20 protein-coding genes and 1 pseudogene are annotated in these 19819 nt (G+C 68.7%); 10 read left to right on the top strand and 11 right to left on the bottom strand.

The features are described from left to right. Nucleotides 1-20 precede the first annotated feature (20 nt). The gene (locus C1I89_RS20005) at nucleotides 21-986 is read left to right on the top strand and encodes a tripartite tricarboxylate transporter substrate binding protein (protein WP_102774324.1); all 966 of its coding nucleotides are present in this window, start codon (nucleotides 21-23) and stop codon (nucleotides 984-986) included. A gap of 10 nt (nucleotides 987-996) precedes the next feature. Here C1I89_RS20005 and C1I89_RS20000 read toward each other — a convergent pair whose 3' ends face one another. After that, nucleotides 997-1737, bottom strand: a complete 741-nt coding sequence (locus tag C1I89_RS20000; RefSeq protein ID WP_102774323.1) for an SDR family oxidoreductase — start codon at nucleotides 1735-1737, stop codon at nucleotides 997-999. Nucleotides 1738-1746: 9 nt separating this feature from the next. Further along, nucleotides 1747-3087, bottom strand: coding sequence for a CitMHS family transporter (locus C1I89_RS19995; protein WP_102774322.1), 1341 nt, complete (start codon nucleotides 3085-3087; stop codon nucleotides 1747-1749). Nucleotides 3088-3239: 152 nt separating this feature from the next. On the opposite strand from C1I89_RS19995, the gene C1I89_RS19990 reads away from it, so the two are divergent. The 5 genes from C1I89_RS19990 to C1I89_RS19970 all read left to right on the top strand — a co-directional run bounded on the left by C1I89_RS19990 (nucleotide 3240) and on the right by C1I89_RS19970 (nucleotide 8149). Further along, nucleotides 3240-3929 (top strand): response regulator transcription factor, encoded by a 690-nt coding sequence (locus C1I89_RS19990; protein ID WP_102774321.1) that lies wholly within the window; start codon nucleotides 3240-3242, stop codon nucleotides 3927-3929. A 3-nt stretch (nucleotides 3930-3932) separates the two neighbouring features. Beyond that, on the top strand, nucleotides 3933-5342 hold the full coding sequence (locus C1I89_RS19985) for a sensor histidine kinase (RefSeq protein ID WP_181391007.1): 1410 nt from the start codon (nucleotides 3933-3935) through the stop codon (nucleotides 5340-5342). Then, nucleotides 5332-6462: an ABC transporter substrate-binding protein gene (locus C1I89_RS19980; RefSeq protein WP_102774319.1), complete on the top strand. Its 1131-nt coding sequence runs from the start codon at nucleotides 5332-5334 to the stop codon at nucleotides 6460-6462. The genes C1I89_RS19985 and C1I89_RS19980 overlap by 11 nt, the downstream gene beginning before the upstream one ends. A gap of 120 nt (nucleotides 6463-6582) precedes the next feature. Then, nucleotides 6583-7668, top strand: coding sequence for a LuxR C-terminal-related transcriptional regulator (locus tag C1I89_RS19975; RefSeq protein WP_102774318.1), 1086 nt, complete (start codon nucleotides 6583-6585; stop codon nucleotides 7666-7668). A 190-nt stretch (nucleotides 7669-7858) separates the two neighbouring features. Continuing rightward, nucleotides 7859-8149: a DUF4148 domain-containing protein gene (locus C1I89_RS19970; RefSeq protein WP_102774317.1), complete on the top strand. Its 291-nt coding sequence runs from the start codon at nucleotides 7859-7861 to the stop codon at nucleotides 8147-8149. 31 nt (nucleotides 8150-8180) lie between these two features. Here the strand turns inward: C1I89_RS19970 and C1I89_RS19965 are convergent, their stop codons facing one another. Continuing rightward, nucleotides 8181-8609: a VOC family protein gene (locus C1I89_RS19965; protein ID WP_102774316.1), complete on the bottom strand. Its 429-nt coding sequence runs from the start codon at nucleotides 8607-8609 to the stop codon at nucleotides 8181-8183. 166 nt (nucleotides 8610-8775) lie between these two features. On the opposite strand from C1I89_RS19965, the gene C1I89_RS19960 reads away from it, so the two are divergent. Next, nucleotides 8776-10275 carry a methyl-accepting chemotaxis protein gene (locus C1I89_RS19960; RefSeq protein WP_102774315.1) on the top strand — a complete coding sequence of 500 codons (1500 nt, stop codon included), beginning with the start codon at nucleotides 8776-8778 and terminating at the stop codon, nucleotides 10273-10275. A gap of 6 nt (nucleotides 10276-10281) precedes the next feature. Here the strand turns inward: C1I89_RS19960 and C1I89_RS35345 are convergent, their stop codons facing one another. The 3 genes and pseudogenes from C1I89_RS35345 to C1I89_RS19950 form a co-directional block, all read right to left on the bottom strand. Continuing rightward, nucleotides 10282-10719: a Bug family tripartite tricarboxylate transporter substrate binding protein gene (locus C1I89_RS35345; RefSeq protein WP_258231486.1), complete on the bottom strand. Its 438-nt coding sequence runs from the start codon at nucleotides 10717-10719 to the stop codon at nucleotides 10282-10284. A gap of 101 nt (nucleotides 10720-10820) precedes the next feature. Then, a pseudogene (locus tag C1I89_RS35340) lies at nucleotides 10821-11204 on the bottom strand (Bug family tripartite tricarboxylate transporter substrate binding protein); the annotation flags it as partial. Between the two features lie 53 nt (nucleotides 11205-11257). Further along, nucleotides 11258-12844 (bottom strand): sulfatase family protein, encoded by a 1587-nt coding sequence (locus tag C1I89_RS19950; RefSeq protein WP_102774314.1) that lies wholly within the window; start codon nucleotides 12842-12844, stop codon nucleotides 11258-11260. A gap of 139 nt (nucleotides 12845-12983) precedes the next feature. Between C1I89_RS19950 and C1I89_RS19945 the strand changes: the two genes are divergently transcribed. After that, entirely contained in the window at nucleotides 12984-13889 is a 906-nt protein-coding gene (locus C1I89_RS19945) for a LysR family transcriptional regulator (RefSeq protein WP_102774313.1), read from the top strand. 7 nt (nucleotides 13890-13896) lie between these two features. Here the strand turns inward: C1I89_RS19945 and C1I89_RS19940 are convergent, their stop codons facing one another. The 3 genes from C1I89_RS19940 to C1I89_RS19930 form a co-directional block, all read right to left on the bottom strand. After that, nucleotides 13897-14340, bottom strand: a complete 444-nt coding sequence (locus tag C1I89_RS19940; RefSeq protein ID WP_102774312.1) for a CopD family copper resistance protein — start codon at nucleotides 14338-14340, stop codon at nucleotides 13897-13899. A gap of 79 nt (nucleotides 14341-14419) precedes the next feature. Beyond that, nucleotides 14420-15115 (bottom strand): ATP-binding cassette domain-containing protein, encoded by a 696-nt coding sequence (locus C1I89_RS19935; RefSeq protein WP_102774311.1) that lies wholly within the window; start codon nucleotides 15113-15115, stop codon nucleotides 14420-14422. Beyond that, nucleotides 15108-15944, bottom strand: coding sequence for an ABC transporter permease (locus C1I89_RS19930; RefSeq protein ID WP_102774310.1), 837 nt, complete (start codon nucleotides 15942-15944; stop codon nucleotides 15108-15110). Before C1I89_RS19930 ends, C1I89_RS19935 begins: the two co-directional genes overlap by 8 nt. Before the next feature lie 200 nt (nucleotides 15945-16144). On the opposite strand from C1I89_RS19930, the gene C1I89_RS19925 reads away from it, so the two are divergent. Continuing rightward, nucleotides 16145-16828: a DUF1971 domain-containing protein gene (locus C1I89_RS19925; protein ID WP_102774549.1), complete on the top strand. Its 684-nt coding sequence runs from the start codon at nucleotides 16145-16147 to the stop codon at nucleotides 16826-16828. A 41-nt stretch (nucleotides 16829-16869) separates the two neighbouring features. Here the strand turns inward: C1I89_RS19925 and C1I89_RS19920 are convergent, their stop codons facing one another. Continuing rightward, nucleotides 16870-17595, bottom strand: a complete 726-nt coding sequence (locus C1I89_RS19920; RefSeq protein WP_219929598.1) for an META and DUF4377 domain-containing protein — start codon at nucleotides 17593-17595, stop codon at nucleotides 16870-16872. A gap of 471 nt (nucleotides 17596-18066) precedes the next feature. Between C1I89_RS19920 and C1I89_RS19915 the strand changes: the two genes are divergently transcribed. Then, the gene (locus tag C1I89_RS19915; RefSeq protein ID WP_102774308.1) at nucleotides 18067-18837 is read left to right on the top strand and encodes an extracellular solute-binding protein; all 771 of its coding nucleotides are present in this window, start codon (nucleotides 18067-18069) and stop codon (nucleotides 18835-18837) included. A 15-nt stretch (nucleotides 18838-18852) separates the two neighbouring features. Here C1I89_RS19915 and C1I89_RS19910 read toward each other — a convergent pair whose 3' ends face one another. Further along, nucleotides 18853-19602: a TrmB family transcriptional regulator gene (locus C1I89_RS19910; RefSeq protein WP_102774307.1), complete on the bottom strand. Its 750-nt coding sequence runs from the start codon at nucleotides 19600-19602 to the stop codon at nucleotides 18853-18855. Nucleotides 19603-19819 lie beyond the last annotated feature (217 nt).

Below are 19819 nucleotides of genomic sequence, written 5' to 3'. Positions count from 1 at the left end.
AAAAGCATCAGGGGAATACCATGAAGTTCGTCATCCGTTGCGGCGCGCTGCTGTTCGGCGCCGCGGCCTTCGCCGCCGCCGGCGCGGCGCAGGCCGGGCTGGACTGGCCCGCCAAGCAGATCACCTGGGTCGTGGGCTTCGTGCCCGGCGGCACCGCCGACGTCCTGACCCGCATCGCCGCCCAGGAACTGGCGCGGCAAAGCGGGCTGAACGTGATCGTGGAAAACCGCCCGGGCGCGGCCGGCGCCATCGCGCTGCAGCTGGTGGCGCGCAGCAAGCCGGAAGACGGCTATCTGCTGACCGTGCCGGGGCCGCTGGTCTACCCCACGCCGCAGCCGCGGATCGGCCATGAACTGTCGCCCGTCATCCTGATGGCCGAAGGCCCCATGGTCATCGTCGGACCGGCCAAAAACGCGCGCGCCACGCTGCAGGACGTGCTGGCCGACGCCAGGCGCCGGCCCGAAGCGTGGAGCTACGGCAGCTCGGGCAACGGCACTTCGCAGAACCTGGCCGGCGAACTGCTGAACCAGTATGCCGGCACGCGCATGGTGCACGTACCCTACAAGGGCGGCGGGCAGGCGGTGTCGGACGTGGCCGGCGGCCAGATTCCGCTGGCGATACTGGGCTCGGCCCCCGTCATGCCGCAGATCAAGGCCGGCGCGCTCAAGGCCTACGCGGTCACCACGCCGTACCGCCTCAAGAGCCTGCCCGACGTGCCTACGGTGGAGGAAACCGGCTTCAAGGGCTACGCCGCCACGCAATGGTTCTCGGTCGCCGCCGCCAACAGCATCCCGGCGGCGCAGTTGGAACAGGTGAACGCGGCGCTGCGTGCCGCCATCGCCACCCCGGAATTCAAGGCCGCCGTCGACAACGCCGGCATGATCGCCGGCGGCGGCTCGCCGGCCGACCTGCAGAAGTTCATCGAGGCCGACGACGCCAAGTGGAAGAAGCTGCTCGACAGCGGCGCGGTCAAGCTGCAGAACTGAAGCAGGCGCTTCAGCTCATGTAGACGCCGCCGTTGATCGCGTAGTTCGCGCCGGTGACGAAAGCGGCCTCGTCCGAGGCCAGCCACGCGCACAGCCCGGCCAGGTCCTGGGCGGTGCCCAGGCGGCCGACCGGCACGCTTTCGACGATGCGGTCCAGCAGCGCCGGCGGGAAGGCCTTGACCGTGTCGTCGGCGATGAAGCCCGGCGACACCAGGTTGACGGTCACGCCGCGCGCGGCCACTTCCTGCGCCAGCGAGCGCGTGAAGCCGATGACCGCGCCCTTGGCCGTGGCGTAGTTGATCTGGCCGATCTGGCCTTTCTCGGCCGCCACCGAACCGATGTTGATGATGCGGCCCCAGCCGCGGTCGGCCATGCTGTCGACCACCTGCTTGGTGCTGTTGAACAGCGTGTCCAGGTTGCTGCGCAGCACCGCCGACCAGTCGGCGTGGCTCATCTGGCGGAAACGCATGTCCAGCATGGCGCCGGCGTTGTTGACCAGCACGTCGATCTCGCCGACCTCGCGCCGCACCTTGGCGAAGGCCGCCTCGGTCGAGGCCCAGTCGGTGGCGTCGCCCTCGGAGGCGATGAAGTCGTAGCCCAGCGACTTCTGTTCCTTCAGCCAGTGGTCCTTGCGCGTGGAGCGCGGGCCGCAGCCCGCCACCACACGGTGTCCCGCAAGGTGCAGCGCCTGGCAGATCGCGGTGCCGGTGTGGCCCATTCCGCTGGTGACATAAGCAATGCGCAAAGCCATGACAAGTCCTCAGGAAGTTTGACCCACTAGCGGGAACAGGCCGAACGCCAGCGCGGCGGCCAGCATCACCAGGCAGACCATGGTGGCCCACTTCAGCGAATAGCGCTGGTGGTCGCCGAAGTCGACGCCGGCCAGGCCCACCAGCAGGTAGGTGGAAGGAACCAGGGGGCTGAGCAGGTGCACGGGCTGGCCGACCAGCGAGGCGCGCGCCATCTCGACCGCGGAAATTCCGTAGCCCTGCGCCGCTTCGCTCAGGATCGGCAGCACGCCGAAGTAGAAAGCGTCGTTGGACATGAAGAAGGTGAAGGGCAGGCTCACCAGCGCGGTGATGCCGGCCAGGTACGGCCCCATCGCGTCCGGGATCACCGCCAGCAGGCTGCGCGACATGGCCTCGACCATGCCGGTGCCCGACAGGATGCCGGTGAAGATGCCGGCCGCGAAGATCAGCGACACCACCGACAGCACGTTGCCGGCGTGCTGCGTCACGCGGCGGCGCTGCTCGGCCAGGTCGGGGTAGTTGATGACCAGCGCGATCGCGAAGGCGATCATGAACAGCACCGGCAGCGGCAGCACGCCCAGGATCAGGCTCACCATCAGCGCCAGCGTCAGGCCGGCGTTCACCCACAGCAGGCGCGGACGGCGCAGGTCGTGGTCGACCTCGATCTCGGGCAGCGTCTTGGGACCGTCCTCGTCGTAGCCCGCGTGCAGCGACGCGCCCTCGGGCAGCGACAGCACGCCCAGGCGGCGGCGTTCGCGCAGCCCCAGGCAGAACGCCAGGACCAGGATGGCGACGATGGCCACGCCCATCACCGGCACCAGCGGCACGAAGATGTCGCCGGCGTCCACGTGCAGCGCGCTGGCCGCGCGCGCCGTGGGCCCGCCCCAGGGCGTCAGGTTCATGACGCCGCTGGCCAGCATGGCCAGGCAGGTCATGGCCAATGCGTTCATTTTCAGACGCCGGTACAGCGGCAGCATCGAGGCCACCACGATCATGTAGGTGGTCGAGCCGTCGCCGTCCAGCGAGATCACCAGCGCCAGCACGGTCGTGCCCACCACGATCTTCAGCGGATCGCCCTTCACCGCGCGCAGGATGCGGCCCACGATGGGGTCGAACAGGCCGGCGTCGATCATGACGCCGAAATACAGGATGGCGAACATCAGCATCACGCCGGTCGGCGCGATCTTGCGGATGCCGTCCAGCATCATCTTGTCTATGCCCGCCCCGAAGCCGCCCAGCAAGGCAAAAAGAATGGGAACAAGAATGAGCGCCACCAGGGGCGACAGCCGCTTGGTCATGATCAGCGTCATGAACGTGATCACCATGCCGAAGCCAAGCAGGGTCAATAGCATGAGGGTTATCTCCGACTCGTCGTTGTTATGCGAGGCAGCCTCCGGCGGGGGAAGCTGGACCGCAAGACTAGAAACTAAAGCTGTCGACAACCTGTCTTTTTCGTGGCGGACGCTGGTCCGTCCCCCTGAATCTCCGTGCGACAATTCCCGCCATGCGCATACTGGTGATCGAAGACGACGAGGACCTGGCCGACGCCATCGTGCGCCGGCTGCGCCGGCTCGGCCATGCGGTCGACAGCCAGAACGACGGCCTGAGCGCCGACGGCGTGCTGCAATACGAGACCTTCGACCTGGTCATCCTGGACATCGGCCTGCCGCGCATGTCGGGCTTCGACATCCTGCTGCGCCTGCGCGACCGGGGCAGCAAGACGCCGGTGCTGGCGCTGACCGCGCGCATCGACATCGAAGACCGGGTCCACGCCCTGGATACCGGCGCCGACGACTACCTCGCCAAGCCCTTCGATTTCCGCGAGCTGGAGGCGCGCTGCCGCGCCCTCTTGCGCCGGCCCGCGGCCCAGGCCGCGGGCGTGCTGCGCTTCGGCGAACTGGCCATCGACAGCGCGGCGCGCCAGGTCACGTTGGGCGGACGGCGCATCGAACTGCCCAAGCGCGAATACAGCCTGCTGGAGATCCTGCTGGCCGGCATGAACCGCAGCGTCAGCAAGGCCGAAATCGCCAGCAAGCTGTTCGCCTTCGACGACGACGCGGCCCCCAACGCCATCGAGGTCTACATCGCCCGCCTGCGCCGCAAGCTCGAAGGCACGCCGCTGCGCATCGAGACGCAGCGCGGCACCGGCTACCTGCTGACGGCGGTCGGCGAGGCGGCCGACGACTCCGAGTAGCCCGTGCCGCAGCGCCGAATCTCCGTCCGCCGCCGCATGCTGGCCACGCTGCTGGCCCTGTTCGCGGCCGCCCTGGCCGCGCTCTACCTGCTGGTGCGCAGCTACGCCTACCAGACCGCCGACACCACCTACGACCAGCTGCTGCGCGCCTCGGTGCTGTCGATCGCCGACAGCCTGCAGCTGGTGCAGGGCGAATGGCGCATGGACATGCCCTACGCGTCGCTGGCGCTGCTGGAGCAGGCGCCGCGCGACCGCGTGTTCTACCGCGTCACCGCCGGCGGCGGCGAACTGGTCTCGGGCTACGCCGACCTGCCCTCGCCGCCCGCGCGCGCCGAGGCCGCGCCGGCCGACACGCCGCGCCTGTTCGAGGCCCGCTACCAGGACGAGCCGGTGCGCGTGGCCTGGATGGAGCGCAAGATCGCCGGCCCGCGCGACGCAGAAACCGCCGTCATCGAAGTCGCCCAGACGCGCGAGGCGCGCAACGCGCTGGCCGCCGGCATACTGTGGCAGGGCACGCTGGCCCTGATCGGCTTTGCCGCCGCGGCGCTGGCGCTGGCCTACTGGGGCCTGCAGCGCTCGCTCTCGCCGATCCAGCGCATCGAGCGCGAACTGGCCGCGCGCGGCGCCTCCGAACTGCATCCCATCGATGCGCCCGTGCCGCAGGAGCTCGACACCCTGGTGCATGCGCTGGACGGCTTCATGGCGCGCCTGTCGGAAAACCTGGACACGCTGCGCCTGTTCATCGCCGAGGCCGCGCACCAGCTGCGCACGCCGCTGGCCGCGCTGCACGCCCAGATGGAAGTGGCGCTGGACGAGGAAGACCCGGCCGAACAGCGCCGCAGCCTGCTGGCGGTGCTGCGCAACGCCGAGAAACTCTCGCGCCTGGTCAACCAGCTGCTGTCCGACGCCAGCGTGATCCACCGCAGCAACGTCAGGCAGTTCCAGCCGGTGGACCTGGCCGAACTGCTCGGCCAGGCGGTGTACGACACGGTGCCGCAGGCCGACCCGCAGCCCGACGTGCGGCTGCGCCTGCCCGACGCCGGCGACGCGCATCCGCCGGTCGTGCCGGGCGACAGCCTGATGCTGCGCGAAGCCTTCAAGAATCTGATCGACAACGCGCTGCGCCACGGCGCCAACGAAGAAGGCCACATCGAAGTGCGGCTGGAGCGCGCGGACGCGGGCTGGCGCGTCGCCGTGTCGGACCGCGGCCCCGGCATACCGCCGGCGCTGGCCCACGCGGCGTTCGAGCGCTTCACCCGCGGCCCCAATCCGCGCTCGTCCGGCGCCGGCCTGGGGCTGTCCATCGTCAAGCGCGTGGTCGAGATCCACCAGGGCCGGCTGGTCCTGAGCAACCGGGTGGACGGCGGACTGGAAGCCGCGATCACGCTGCCGGGGACGGCCCATGAAAAGTAGGCTCATCGCCGCCTGGCGCGGGCTCGCCATCGCCGCCGCCGTGCTGCTGCCGCTGGCCGGCCAGGCCGCCGAAACCAGCGGCGACGGGCTGACGCTGGGGCCGGCCGACAGCCGCAACGTGCTGGTGGTGCATGCCTCCAACAGCGTGCAGGTGTTTCGCGGCGTGCTGGAGGATTTCAGCCGGCTCAATCCCTCCGTGCGGCTGGAATACACCGAGATCTCCACGCAGGACCTGTACGCGCAGGCCGTGGCGCGCGCGTGGCAGGCGCCCGGCGCGCGCACCGGCCCGGACATCGTCATCAGCAGCGCCATGGACCTGCAGACCAAGCTGGTCAACGACGGCTACGCGTTGCCCCATGTGTCGCCGCAGACGCAGGCGCTGCCGCGCTGGGCGAACTGGCGCGACGAGGTCTTCAGCATCGGCACCGATCCCATCGTGATGGTCTACAACACCGACAGGCTGCCGGCCGCGCGCGCGCCGCGCACGCGGCGCGAACTGCTGTCGCTGCTGCAGGCGCCGGACCAGCCGCTGGCCGGCAGCATCTCGACCTATGACGTGCAGGGCAGCGGCATCGGCTATCTGGCCGCCACGCAGGACACGCGCCTGGACAGCATGGCCGGCGCGCTGCTGGCCGCGTTCGGACGCAACCGCGTCGCCATGCACGCGTCCACCGAACATGCGCTGGACCAGCTCGAGCGCGGCCAGACCACGCTGGCCTACAACCTGCTGGAATCCTATACGCGCCACCGCATCGCGCGCGGCGCGCCGCTGGCCATCGTGTACCCGCAGGACTACACGCTGATGCTGTCGCGCTCGGCCATCATCCCGCGCCAGGCGCCGCGTCCCGATCTCGGCGCGCAATTCCTGGACTACCTGCTGTCGCCGCGCGGCCAGCAGATGGTGCAGGAGCAATCCGGCATGCGGCCGGTGAACGCCTCGGTCATCGCCGCCGCCGGCGTGCGCCCGGTGGGCCTGGGCGTGGGCCTGCTGGTGTACCTGGACCCGCTGAAGAAAAAACACTTCCTGGACCTGTGGCGTGCGGCGGTCCAGGCGCCGGCCGCCGGTCCCGCGGGCGCGCCGGCGACGGGCGGCCCGGGCCCCGGCGGCGCGCTTGATTGAAACGCTCCGGTACGGCCGCACCAGATCGATGATTCTCATCCGAAGCGCGCATTTGCGAGGATAATTTGCAAAAGCGGCAGCGGCTGCCATGCCTGCCTGAACCAGAGTCGGAGGCGTCAAATGGCCGAACACATGCTTGCGGTCCGGCGAGCCATCGAGGCCGTCAGCCACCTTACCGATCCCGATCCGCCTTGGCAGGACATACTCACTACCGCGCGCGACATGGTGGGCGCCGACAGCAGCGCGCTGCTGGTGTTCGACAGGCGCAACAACCTGGTGAACCTGTATTCGCACGGCTGTCCCGAGGACTGCACCGCGGACTACCAGCAGCACTACTACCGCCACGACGTGCTCGAAAAAGATGCGCGCCTGTCGCCGGCCGGCACGTGGCTGGACACCGCCAACCTCCACCAGCGCGGACAGCTGCATCGCACCGAATACTACGCGGACTTCATGGTCAAGCACCGCATGGCGCAGATCGTGTCGCTGGTGGTCGAATCGAACGCCACCATGCACGCGGGCATCGGCTTCCAGCGTTCGACGATCGACGACAAGACCTATGAACGCGTCCAGCAAGGCGCCTACGCGCATTATTTCCGCATGCTGCGCGGCCTGCTGGCGCAACGCGAGAAAGCGCTGGCCATCGGCTGGCGCTCCATCGAGAGCGCATTCGGCGACGTCGGCGAAGCGGTCCTGCTCATGACCAACAACGGCCTGGTGGCCAGGATGTCGCCGCTGGCCGCGCGCTACCTGGACGACGGACACGGCTGGAACGTGAACGGCGGGCGCCTGCGCCATGCCGATGGAAAGATGCAGGCGCAGCTCGACGCCTGCCGCGCAGCCGTTGTGCGCGATGGACGCACGCATTCGCTGGCCTCGTCCACCGGCTGGGGCGAGCTGTGCTGGATCGACGTCAGCGTGGCGCCGGAAGCGCTCAACCTGGTCGGCGAGCACATGCTGCTGGTGCGCATGCGGCGCAAAAGTGCCTTCGCGCCGCCCGACATCGACCGGCTGGTATCCGTGTTCGCCATCACGCATGCCGAAGCCGCCGTGCTGGCCGGACTGGCCGCCGGCCACAGCGTCGAAGAGATCGCCACGCTGCGCCAGGCCTCGGTGCTGACCGTGCGCAAACAGGTGGCGTCGCTGCTGAGCAAGATGGAATGCAGCCGCCAGTCCGAACTGGTGCGGCTCGCCTCCCTGCTGTAGGCCGCGCCCGGCCGCGTACTCCATTTTGGGTATGCGGCCGCATCGGTATGCGACCTACGATGGACTCGAAAGCATGAAGCCGGATGCATATAACCGGTCGCGCGGCTGCCCTTGCCGAGACTGCCTTCCCGCAAGCCCCGAGGACACCGGTCCCAACGCCGCGCTCACTCTTGCCATCGAGGAGCACCTCATGAAAACCGCCCTATTCTTCCGTGTCGCCGTCCCGGCCGCCCTGGCGGCCGCCGCGCTGCTGTCCGGTCCGGCAAGCGCGCAATCGGCCGCGGCCTCGCCCGACGACAATTCCACCGTCACCCGCGAGGACGTCATGCGCGACCTGGCCGCCTGGAAGCAGGCCGGACTGGAAAACAGCTGGAGCGGCGACAGCACGCCTGACGTCTACAGCCCGCAATACCGCGCCAGCTACCGGCAGTACATGGACACGGTGAAGCCCGCCGCCGCGCCCCCGGTCCGCGCACAGTGAACCCGGTCCGCAGCCGGCGCGCCGCCTTCGGTCAGAATGTCACCTTGACCGACGGCGCGCTGCGCTGCGCCTCGCCGTGGAATACCGCTTCGATATTGTTGCCGTCCGGGTCCAGCACGAAGGCCCCGTAATAGCCCGGGTGATAGTTGCGCGGTCCCGGCGCGCCGTTGTCCTTGCCACCGTTCGCCAGCGCCGCCTGGTAGAAGGCATCCACCATGGCCTGGTCCCGCGCCTGGAACGCCAGATGGTGGCGGCCCGTCAACTGCCCCAGCGCGGCCTTGCTGTCGGCCGTGGACACGAACAGCTCGTCGGCCCAGAAATAGTCCTCGCCGGCGCCGCCCAGCGGCACCTTCAGCACGTCGAACACCGCCTCATAGAAGCGCCTGCTGGCGGCCAGGTCGCGCACCACCAGCTGGATGTGGTCGATCAGCCGGCCGCGATGGATTTCGTGCGTCTGCATGGGAGCTCCCGTGGGAAGAGTGTGGATTTCGACTATAGCGCCGGCCGCCGCCGGGGCCTTTGTTGCATCGCTGCATAATTTGCCATAATTGTTCACAAATTGCGATTTTTCGAGCAGAATCGCGGTTGCGCGACACCGCGCGCCACCTAGCCCGAGGAACCGCCCCATGAGCACCGCAAGCCGCTTGCTGGAAGACTCGTATCGCCGGACTGACCGCGCCATGCTGCCGCTCCTGTGGCTGCTGTTCATCGTAGGGCTGGGCATGGCGCCGCTCTACAACCGCTGGGGCGAAGCCACCACCGCGGGGCTGCTGGCGGCGGGCATACCCACGCTGCTGATCCTCTGGCGTCCCGGCCGCCTCTCCACCCGCCTGGCCGTGGCCTGTGGCCTGATGGTGCTGGCCGCGCTGCACATCCACCTCGCATCCGGCCAGACGGAAGTGCACTTCGGCATTTTCGTGCTGCTGTCGCTGCTGCTGGCCTATCGCGACTGGCGCACCATCCTGTGCGCGGCGCTGGTGATCGCCGTGCATCACCTGTCCTTCAATTACCTGCAGCAATGGGGATACGGCACGCTCTGTTTCACCGAGCCCAGCCTGGGCATGGTGCTGCTGCATGCGGCCTATGTGGTGGTGCAGGCCGCGGCGCTGGGATGGCTGGCCTGGAAAATGGAGCGCGCCGCCGTCGCCGCCGAAGAACTGGCGCGGCTCAGCGCGCACATCGGACGCGAACCCGGCATGTTCGACCTGCGCTTCGGCGGGCTGAGCATGGCCAGCGGCCTGGGCCGCAGCTTCAAGACCACCATGGACGCCGTGCATCGCACCATGAGCGAAGTGCGCTCCACCGCGTCGGCCCTGTCGGCCGCCTCGCACCACATGATGCAGGACAATCTGCAGCTGGACGAACGCGCGCGCACCCAGGCCGAATCGCTGGCGCGCACCGCGACCTCCATGCATGCGCTGGCCGCCAACGTCCATGACAACGCGCAGCGCGCCCAGCAGGCCGGCCAGCTCAGCGAGCAGGCGCGGCAGATCGGCGGACAGGGCAGCGCCGCGGTGGCCGGCGTGGCCGCCGTGATGGGCGAGATCCAGCAGGAATCGCAGAAGATCTCCGAGATCACCGGCCTGATCGACAGCATCGCGTTCCAGACCAACATCCTGGCGTTGAACGCGGCGGTGGAAGCGGCCCGCGCGGGCGAAAGCGGACGCGGCTTCGCGGTGGTGGCCAGCGAAGTCCGCGCGCTGGCCCAGCGCAGCGCCGGCGCGGCGCGCGAGATCCGCGGCCTGATCGACGGCTCGCTGGAGAAAACCAGCAACGGGTTCCGCCAGGCCGACGCCGCCGCCGGCGTGATCCGCGAGGTCGTCTCCAGCATCGACCGCGTCGCCGGCATCGTCGCCGAGATCGGCGAGGCCGGCCGCGCCCAGAGCGCCGGCATCGAAGAGGTCAACCAGGCGGTCGACAAGATGGACGAACTGACCCGCCAGACCGCGGCCCGCGTGGCCCAGGCCGCCAGCGCGTCCACGGCGCTGCAATCGCAGGCCGCGCATCTGCTGCAGGCCGTGGGCGTGTTCCGCCTGCAGGACGACGGCCCTTCCGCCGAAGCGCCGCGCCTGCGCGCGCAGGCGGCGCCCGGCCATCCGCCGGCGCCGGCGCTGGCCGGCGCGTGACGGGACTTATTGCGCCTTGATGCCGGCCTGCTCGATCACGGCCTTCCAGCCCTCGGATTCCTTGCGCACCCATTCGCGGGCCTGCGCCTGGCCGGCGTAAGGCTGGCGTATGCCCAGGCTCGCCATGCTGCGCTGGAATTCCGGCATGGCATAGACCTGCGCCAGGGTCTTTTCCCAGATCCGCACGATCGGCTCGGGCGTGCCCTTGGGCGCCATCACCAGGAAACCGAAGGCCACGTCGTAGTTCTTCAGGCCGGCCACGCCGGACTGCGCCACCGTCGGCACCTCGGGCAGGTCGGCGTCGCGTTGCCCGCCCGACACGGCCAGGGCCTGCAGCTTGCCCGCCTTGACGTGCGGCAGAATGCCGGGCGTGGCGAGAAAGGCGGCCTGTATCTGGTCGCCCAGCAGCGCGTTGACGGCCGGGGCGTTGCCGCGGTAAGGCACGTGCGCGGCCGGTATGCCGACGGCCAGGCGCGGTTGCCCGGGCTGCCGTAGCCGGCGGAGGCGTAGCTGATGGGATGCGACCTGGCGTAGCTGAGGAACTCGTCCAGGGAAGCGACGCCCAGTTCGGGCCGCACCGCCAGGGCCATGCCGAAGCTGCCGGCCAGGCTCACCGGTTCCAGCCGGGCGGTGACGTCGCGCTCCAGGTCCTTGAAGATAAAGCGATTGACCGTCATCAGCGTGTCCAGGGTCATCAGCAGTGTGTAGCCGTCGGCAGCGGCCTGGGCCACGGACTGGGCGCCGATGTTGCCGGACGCGCCCGAGCGGTTCTCGACCACCACGGTCTGCCCCAGCAGTTGTCCGGCATGCTGCGCGATGGCCCGGGCCTCCAGGTCCAGCGGTCCGGCGGGCGGAAAATTGACGACCAGGCGTATGGGGCGCGTGGGGTAGTCCGACGGCGCGGCGGCCGCGGCGCCTCCCAGCAACATCGCGGTACAGAACAGCAGCATGGGCTTGATCATGGTTGTCTCCTGCCTGGATGTCAGGCGATGGCGGTGGGGTGCGGGCTGGTTTCGGCGTGGCGGATCATGCTGCGCGCAAGCGTCATCAGCAGCTCGCCGCGCAGCGCGGCGGCGGCCGGATCGCTCCACAGGTTGCGCAGTTCGTGAGGGTCTTCCTGCAGGTCGTAGAGTTCGCCCCAGTCCGCGTCCGCGTACACGCTGAGGCGGTGGCGCGGCGTCTGCAGCGTGCGCATGCGGGTGCGGCCCGCAAAGCCGAACATGGTGCGCTGGCCCTCTTCTTCGATCAGCGCAGCGTCTCGCACCGCCGTCGCCGCGCCGGACATCAGCGGCAGCAGCGACTGGCCCTGCATCCCGTTGTAGGCGGGCAGGCCGGCGCGGGCCAGCACCGTGGCCGCGATGTCGGCGGTCGAGCACAGCGCCTGGCTGCGCGGCGCGGCCGGCGCGGCCTGCGGGTCGCGCCAGATGAAAGGCGTGCGGATCAGGCTCTGGTAATGGACCGGCCCCTTGAGCAGCAACTGGTGATCGCCCAGGTAATCGCCGTGGTCGCTGGTGAAGATGACCACGGTGTTCCGGTCCAGCCCGGTCTGGCGCAAGGCCTGCATGACCCGGCCGATGGTGGCGTCGATATGGCTGATGGAGCCGTAGTTCAGCGCAATGGCCTCGCGCGCCTCGCGCTCGGTGCAGGCGAAGATCGCCGGCGTGTGCTTGACCGCCTGGTTGCGGTCGCGCTGCTCATGCAGCCACGCCACGTGCGGCGGCGGACGGTGGCCGGGCGCGGCGCAGGCATGGAAGGACGCCGGCAGCTCCACGTCTTCGGGACGGTACATGTCCCAGTACTTGCCGTGAGGCGTGAACGGATGGTGCGGATCGGGAAACGAACACTGGATGAAAAACGGCTTGCCGCCCGCGGCATGCTCGCGCAGCAAGGCGATGGTCTGGTCGCCGATATAGGCGTTGGTGGAGCACTCCTCCGGCACGCGGGTGCGCCAGGCCTGGTGATGCCGGGTCAGCTCGAACTCCGGCGCGGGCAAGGCGTGCTCGGGCCCCCACAGGCGCCGCGCCTCGGGATGCTCTTGCGCCAGCCAGCGCTCGTAATGGCCCCAGACCTGGTCGCCGTGGTCCACCGCCAGCGCCACGCGGCCGAAACCGTAGAACGGCGTATCCAGGTCGTGGGCCGGATCGGTGCGCCACAGCGGCCCCCACTCCTGGTCGTAGTCGCCGGGTTCCGCGGTCCAGGCTTCGCCCTGCGTGCCGTCGCCGCCGGCCGGCGGCCAGGCGGGGCCGTTGCCCGTCATGTTCTGCAAATGCGCCTTGCCGACCAGCGCGGTGGCATAGCCCGCGCCGCGCAGGCGTTCGACGAAGGTGGTGGCGCGCTGCGATAGCGGGATGCCGTTGTGGCGCACGCCGTGCACTGAAGGCATGCGGCCTGTCATCAGCGTGGCGCGGTTGGGCATGCAGATCGGCGAGGCCACGTAGAAGCGGTCGGCGGACCACCCCTGCGCCGCCAGCGCGTCCAGTTCCGGCGTGCGCACTATGGCGTTGCCATAGCTGCCCAGATGATCGGCGCGCTGCTGATCCGTGATGAATAGCAGGAAATTCGGCTGCATCGTGTCTCCTCGCCGCCGGGTCGATGCCGGCATGGCTCTGTTGTGCGGCCATTATGTGCAGGGCAGACATGAATTGATAATGAATTAATATTACTGAGCCATAACCACAGACTCATGTCTGAAAAGACGACGGACACGCATGGACTGGACCCACCGCATCCGCCTGCGCCACCTGGCCATCCTGGTGCGCCTGTGCGAGAGCCGTAACCTGAGCCAGGTTGCGTCCGAACTCAACATCACCCAGCCGGCGCTGTCGAAATGGCTGCGCAGCCTGGAAGAAGACATCGGCCTGCCGCTGTTCGAGCGGCATGCGCGCGGCATCGAACCCACGCTGTACGGACTGGAACTGCGCACCCACGCGCGTGAAATCCTGGGTAAGCTGGGCCGCGCCCAGGACACCATGGCGCAACTGGCCCACGGCGCCACCGGCACGCTGGCCGTGGGCGTCACGCCCAATATCGCGCCGGTGCTGCTGCCGCCCGGCATCCGGCGCTTCCGCGAACGCTATCCAAAGGTGCTGCTGCGCCTGGCGGAAAACACGCTGGACCACCTGCTTCCGCTGATGCAGGAAGGCTCCTACGACGTGCTGGTGGGACGCCTGGAGCAGCACTCGCTGCCGCGCAATCTGCACTACGAAGAGCTTTACGACGAGCCCATCTGCCTGGCCGTGGGCGGCAGCCACCCGCTGGCCGGCAAGCGCTCGGTCACCTGGCGCGACGTGCAGGCGCATCCCTGGATCGTGCCCGGCCCCTCCACCCCGATGCGCATGCGGATGGACTATGAACTGGCCCTGGCCGGGCAGCCCGCGCCCTGGCAGCAGGTCGAGTCCTCGTCGGTTCTCGTCAACCTCTCGCTATTGGCGGATTCGGACCTGGTGATGCCGATCTCGGAACGGCTGGCGCGCCATTTCGCCAAACAGAACATGATCCAGGTGCTGCCGCTGGCGATGCGCAGCCGCGGCATCACCGGCATGGTGTGGCGCGACGCGGCGCTGGCGTCGGAACATGCTGCCTACTTCATGGAGTGCCTGCGGCTGTCGCGCTGACCCGGCGCTACCCGTTCACGTAGAACATCAGTTTGGCCAGGATCACGATGGCCACCATGTGGCAGAACACGCTGCGGTGTATGCGCCGCTGCCGCTCGGGCGTGAGCCGCTTGCGCCGGGCCATCGTCAGCGCCGTCACCACATGCGCCAGCACGCTCAAGGCCAGCAGGATCTTCAGGCTGAACAGGATGCCGAAGGGCGACGAGCCGGGGCTGGCGAGCGCGCCCCGGTACTGCCAGGCCAGGCCCAGGCCGGCCAGGTAAAGCACCAGCACCGCCCACGGAACCACCGAGCGCACGCGCGGGCCGAGCTGGCTGCCCAATGCCTTGCGCACCTCGGCGGGCAGGCGCTTGTGCACGGGTTCCAGGAACAGCACCTCGAAGGTCACCGTGCCGACGAACACGAAAGCGGCCAGCAGATGCAGGACGAGCAGCAAGGGATAGGTATTCATGGCTGGGAGCTCCTGCAAACGATTGTCTCACCCCGCCGCCCCACCGATGGATGAGCTAAATCAAAGCGGCCCGAGCCAGTCAGGGTTCGGCCCCGGCCACCGCCAGCAGTTCGCGCAGGCGCTGCGCGTCGGCCTGCATGCTGCCGCCAAACGGCGAGACCAGCGAGACCGGCCTGAGCCGCCCCCGGTGGAGCAGCGCGCAACGATCGACCAGCCCCAGCAGTTCGTCGGGGTCGTCGCTGACGCACAGCAGCGCCGCGCCGCTGCGGACCACGGCCTGCCGGCAGCAGTCGGCGAGCTGGCGGCGCGCGGCCGGCTCCATTGCGTTGAAGGGCCGGTCCAGCATCAGCAGGTCGGGAGCCAGGGCCAGCGCGCGCGCCAGGGCCGCGCGCTGCGCCAGGGCGCGGGGCAGTTCGGCGGCCGGCGACTCCATCGCCGCGTCCAGGCCGACGCGGCGCAGCCAGTACGCCGACACGCTGCGGGCCTCCGGCTCCGGCAATCCCGACGCCCGCAACGGCAGCGCCACGTTCTCCAGCGCGTGGCGCCAGAGCAGCAGCCGCGGCTCCTTGAACATCAGCAGCGGATGCCGGAAGCCATTGCGCAGCACGCCGCCGCTGGGACGCGCCAGGCCGGCGGCAAGGCGCAGCAGGCTGGTCTTGCCCGCGCCGCGCGGGCCGATCAGGCCCAGCCGCTCGCCCGGCCGCAGGCGCAGGTCCACGTCGTGCAGCACGTGGCGGGCGCCGTAGCGCAGCGAAACGGATTGCATTTCAAGCATGGCGGGGCTGCTCCAGCAAGGGTTCCAGCCGGCGCCGCAGCGGCCGCAGGCAGGCGAATTCCAGCGCCGCCGCCAGCCCCAGGATCAACAGCGCCCAGGCGATCAGCTCGGCGCTGGCGAAGGCGCCGCGGGCATTGGCCAGCGCGTGGCCCACCCCGCTCTCGGCGCCCAGCGCTTCGGCCATGACCACCAGCCGCGCGCCGGTGCTGGCTGCGCCGATCAGCGCGGCCAACAGCACGGGCCGGAGCACCGGCAGGTACAGGTGGCGCAGGCTGCGCCACATTCCATAGCGGTAGACGCGCGTCATTTCGACCAGCTTGCAATCCACCGCCTGCACGCCCTGGACGGTATGGGAGTACATGCCCGGCGCCATGATCAGCGCGGTGATGACGATCACCATGGGCGAGCCGCGGCCGAACCACAGCGCGGCCAGCACCACCGCCACCACCGGCGGCAAGGCGGTCAACAGCCAGCGCAGCGGCTCGATCAGCCCGCGCAGCCGGCCGCTGTGCCCGGCCAGCATGCCCAGCGCGAAGCCGACGGATGCGCCGGCCAGCACGCCCGCGCCGATGCGCATCAGGCAGACGCCGGCATTGGCGTAGAACTGCGGGCTGTGTAGCAATGGGCCGATGGCGCGCAAGGCCTGCCAGGGCGTGGCCAGCACTTGCGGGCCGAGCTGGCGCGCCGCCAGATGCCACGCCAGCACCAGCAGCAGCACGCCGGCCGCGCACCAGGCCGGCGAGATCCGCACCGGGGCCGTCCGGCCAGGCAAAAGCAGGGCGCCGGAAAGGTTGGCGCAAGGGTGGCGGCGCGCGAAAGAGTCCGTCATTGAATTCCTGGATATCACACGAGAATGATTTACATAAAAATCTTCTCATTCACGCCGAAACACCCAGAATGACGATTATCAATGCCGAACCGGCGGCATGGCGTCCAGTTCGGCCGCGCGGCCCAATGACGATTGTCATCGGCGGCCGGCCGGCCGCGCCGGACAATGGCTGCGCGCCCACTACCCTGCCTGGTTCCGCCATGCCCCAGACCGCCCCCGCATCCGCTCCGAACTTCATCGCCGAATCCGACATCCAGCAGATGGTGCACCGCTTTTATGCCTTGGTGCGCCAGGACGAAATACTGGGGCCGATATTCAACTCCCGCGTGGCCGACTGGGATCACCACCTGGAGATGCTGTGCGATTTCTGGTCGTCGGTGCTGCTGGGCACGGGCCGCTTCAAGGGCGCGCCGGTGCAGGCGCACGTGCGCATACCGGACTTGTCCTGGCCCTTGTTCCAGCGCTGGCTGGGGCTGTTCCACGGCGTCACCGCCAGCCTCGGGCATCCGCTGCTGCAGGAACAGGCCGACATCATGGCCGAAGGCATCGCCGCCAAGCTCTGGAGCGTGTGGCAGACGCGGCACAGCCTGCCCAGCCTGCCCGACGTGCTGCCGGAAGGCGTGCGGCCCTACTCACAAAGTCCGATATTCACCCCCGACAATCTGCCCGCCGCGCTGCGCACCGCGCATACGGTCAAGGAAGGCACATGGGGATTGCTGCTGGTGCATGCAGGCGTGCTGCGCTATACGCTTGACGACCCGCCGCATACCGAGGTGGTGCTGACCAGCGGCCAGCAGGTGGTGATCGAGCCGCAGGTGCGGCACCACGTGGCGTTCGAGCTGCCGGGCAGCTTCCAGATCACGTTCTGCCGGGCCGAGGCGTAGCCGCCTCGCCCGGCGCTTTCACGTGCTTCTTACTGTGCTTCTTACTTCTTGCGGGCGGCGCCCTGCTCCACCACCATGTCCAGCACGTACACCTGGGACGGCGCGTCGGCCGGCGGGTTCTTCCAGTCGTAGCGCTTGACGCGCAGCACGGTGCGCATGCCGTCCTGGTGCTCATAACCCTCGATCGACTGGTACAGCGGGCGCCATTCGTCGGTCGTGGGCTGCGCGACGCCGGCCTCGTTGTAGCGGCGCTCGCGCACCATCAGGCACTGGTAGCCGGGAATCAGCGGATGGCTGCACGCCGTTTTCTTCGGGGCGACTTCCAGGAACATGATTTCGCCGGCGCTGCCGTAGCGCGTTTCGGGCGTGGGCTCGCCGACGAACTTCAGCACGCTGCCGTCCTTGGCCACCAGCTCCAGGGTGGGCTCGGCGCTGTCGCCGCCTAGCGTGGCGCGCAGCTCGCCCTTCAGGCGCAGGCCGAGTTCGGCGTCCAGCTTCATCAGGGCCGGTTCGCAGGCCTTCATGGTGGAGGCCAGGTTGTCGATGCGCAGCACGCCGTTCTTGTAGGCGTAGCCGCCGAACTGGGTGTTGCAGCCGCCGCGCACACTCATCTTGTCGTCGCTGAACTCCAGGCGCAGCGGACGGCCGATGCCTTCCTGCAGCGCGGCTATCGGCTTGCCCGAGGCGTCGACGGCGGAAGCCAGGCGCCAGTAGTAGGCGGGCAGGGTCACTTGGCTGGAGGCGGAGGTGGCGGCGTTGGTAGGCATGGAGGATTCTTCGCGAGGGGACGATGCCGGGGCGCAAGCTTGGAGCAGCGCGGCGCATACGGACGCAAGGAGAATGGTTTTTTTCATGGTTCGGTCCTTTGAGCCGGATGGCACGGGTGAAAAGCGGCATTCTACGTCCGGGGTATGGACGAATCGGACCGAAGGGCGGGTAGGCCGTTTCAAAATCTTGCAAGCCGTTCCGGCTTCCCCCGCGCGGCCGGCCCGTCGCGTTTACATATAGACACGATACCCGCAAAATCATGCATTTCTTGCCAAAAAGCCGCTAACGGCGCGCTGCCCACCCCTATCTTCCGGATTTTGCTGTCCGCCGGACGCGCCGGCGGACCGTCTTGCGGAATATCCGCTTTCCCGCATGCGTCCATTGAAAGCATGCCCCGCACGCCACGGCATGCCCTCAGACCAACCTGGCGCGCCGGCCCCGGCGCGCATCGGAATACAGCGGAAACAACCATGAAGTCGATCAGAAAGTTCGCCTGCGGCGTGGCCGCCCTGGCCTGCCTGGCGGGCCCCGCCGCCTGGGCGGCGCAGGACCTCAATGTGTACGGACCGGGCGGCCCCGCCCCGGCCATGAAGGAAGCGGCCGCCGCCTTCGGCAAGCAGCACGGCCTGCGCGTGACGGTCACCGCCGGCCCCACGCCGGCCTGGGCCGAACAGGCCAAACAGGACGCCGACGTGATCTACAGCGGCGCGGAAAACATGATGAGCGGCTTCGCCACGGCGCTGCCCGGCGTGTTCGACCTGCGCGAGGCCCGCCCGCTGTACCTGCGTCCCGCCGCCATCCTGGTGCGTCCCGGCAACCCCAAGGGCATCGGCGGCTTCAAGGACCTGCTCAAGCCGGGCGTCAAGGTCATGGCGGTCTCGGGCGCCGGGCAGACCGGGCTGTGGGAGGACGTGGCCGGCCGGCTGGGCGACATCGAAAGCGTGCGGGCGCTGCGCGCCAACCTAATCTTGCCGGAAGCGGGCAACAGCGCCCAGGCCCGCAAGCAATGGACCGAGGACCAGAGCATCGACGCCTGGCTGATCTGGAACATCTGGCAGGTGTCGAATCCCGATCTGGCCAGCATGGTCGAGGTGGAAGAGCCGTACCGCATCTATCGCGACGCCGGCGCGGTCGTGACCCGCAAGGGCAAGGCCAATCCCCAGGCCCAGGCCTTCGTCGATTTCCTCGAAGCGCCCGAAGGCAAGGCCATCTTCCGCAAGTGGGGCTGGAAGACGGACTGACCGGGCCCGCCCGCCTCAGCCTTCGGCTTCGGGCGGGTGGCTCAGCGACCAGATCGCGTCGAACAGCGTGCGCTGCAAGGCGGCGAATTCCTCGCTTTCGATGATGAGCCCGTAGTTCTCGCGCCGCGACGACACCAGCGCGACGCGGTGGTCGTAGATCAGCGCGGTCATGGATAGCGTCATGTGTTCCGGCGCGAAGCGCAGTTCGCGCAGCTCGTCCACGCTGGACGGCCAGATGTCGGCGGTGTCGCGGCTGCGCGAGCGCACGACCTTCATGTGGATGCCCAGGGCGATCCGCTCGGCGCGATAGACGTCGATCTCGTCCAGGCCGGGCGCGTCCTCCAGCTCGGACATGGAAAAGATCGCGCGCAGCTGCTTGGACTCGGCCGACAGCGAATCGCGCAGCACCGTGCGCACGCCCTCGGCGCCTTCGTAGAAGCGGATGTTGGGCTTGCCCTTGGCCTGGTTATAGAGCGAGCGCAGCTGCGGCATCATGTTTTCCAGCATCTGCCGGCGCGCCTGCGCCTGCTCCAGCAGCACGCTGGGATCGAGCGCGGTGACGAAGCACCGGCTGCCGCGATCGTCCAGCGCGATCAGCCCGTGCTCCTGCAGGCGCGTGACGGCGTCGTAGACCGTGGTGCGCGGCAGCCCCGCGCGCGTGGCGACCTCCGACACGGGCGCCTCCCCCAGCTCTATCGCGGCGCGATAGACCTTGAACAGATTGCCGCTGATGCCCAGGCGGGCGAGTTGATCTTCTACATCCATTGCGCCGGTTCGCTCGTTGTTGGTGAATGGCCAGAGCCACCTGCCGCAGTGTAACGAAGCGCTCTGCCATTCAATTTGTCGGAACAATCCGACTTAAAAAATTCAAGTCGGAGTTTTCCGACACTATATCGCTTTGTCCACTCAAATCACCGGAGCCGGAAACAGGGAAAACACCTAGTTTTATTAACTTATCATTAATAATCAATGCATTAAATAA

This window comes from Achromobacter pulmonis, from assembly GCF_002885955.2.
Taxonomy (GTDB): Bacteria; Pseudomonadota; Gammaproteobacteria; order Burkholderiales; family Burkholderiaceae_B; genus Achromobacter; species Achromobacter pulmonis_A.
The sequence above is the reverse complement of the archived record's forward strand: the minus strand, read 5'-3'. Positions and strand labels throughout refer to the sequence as shown.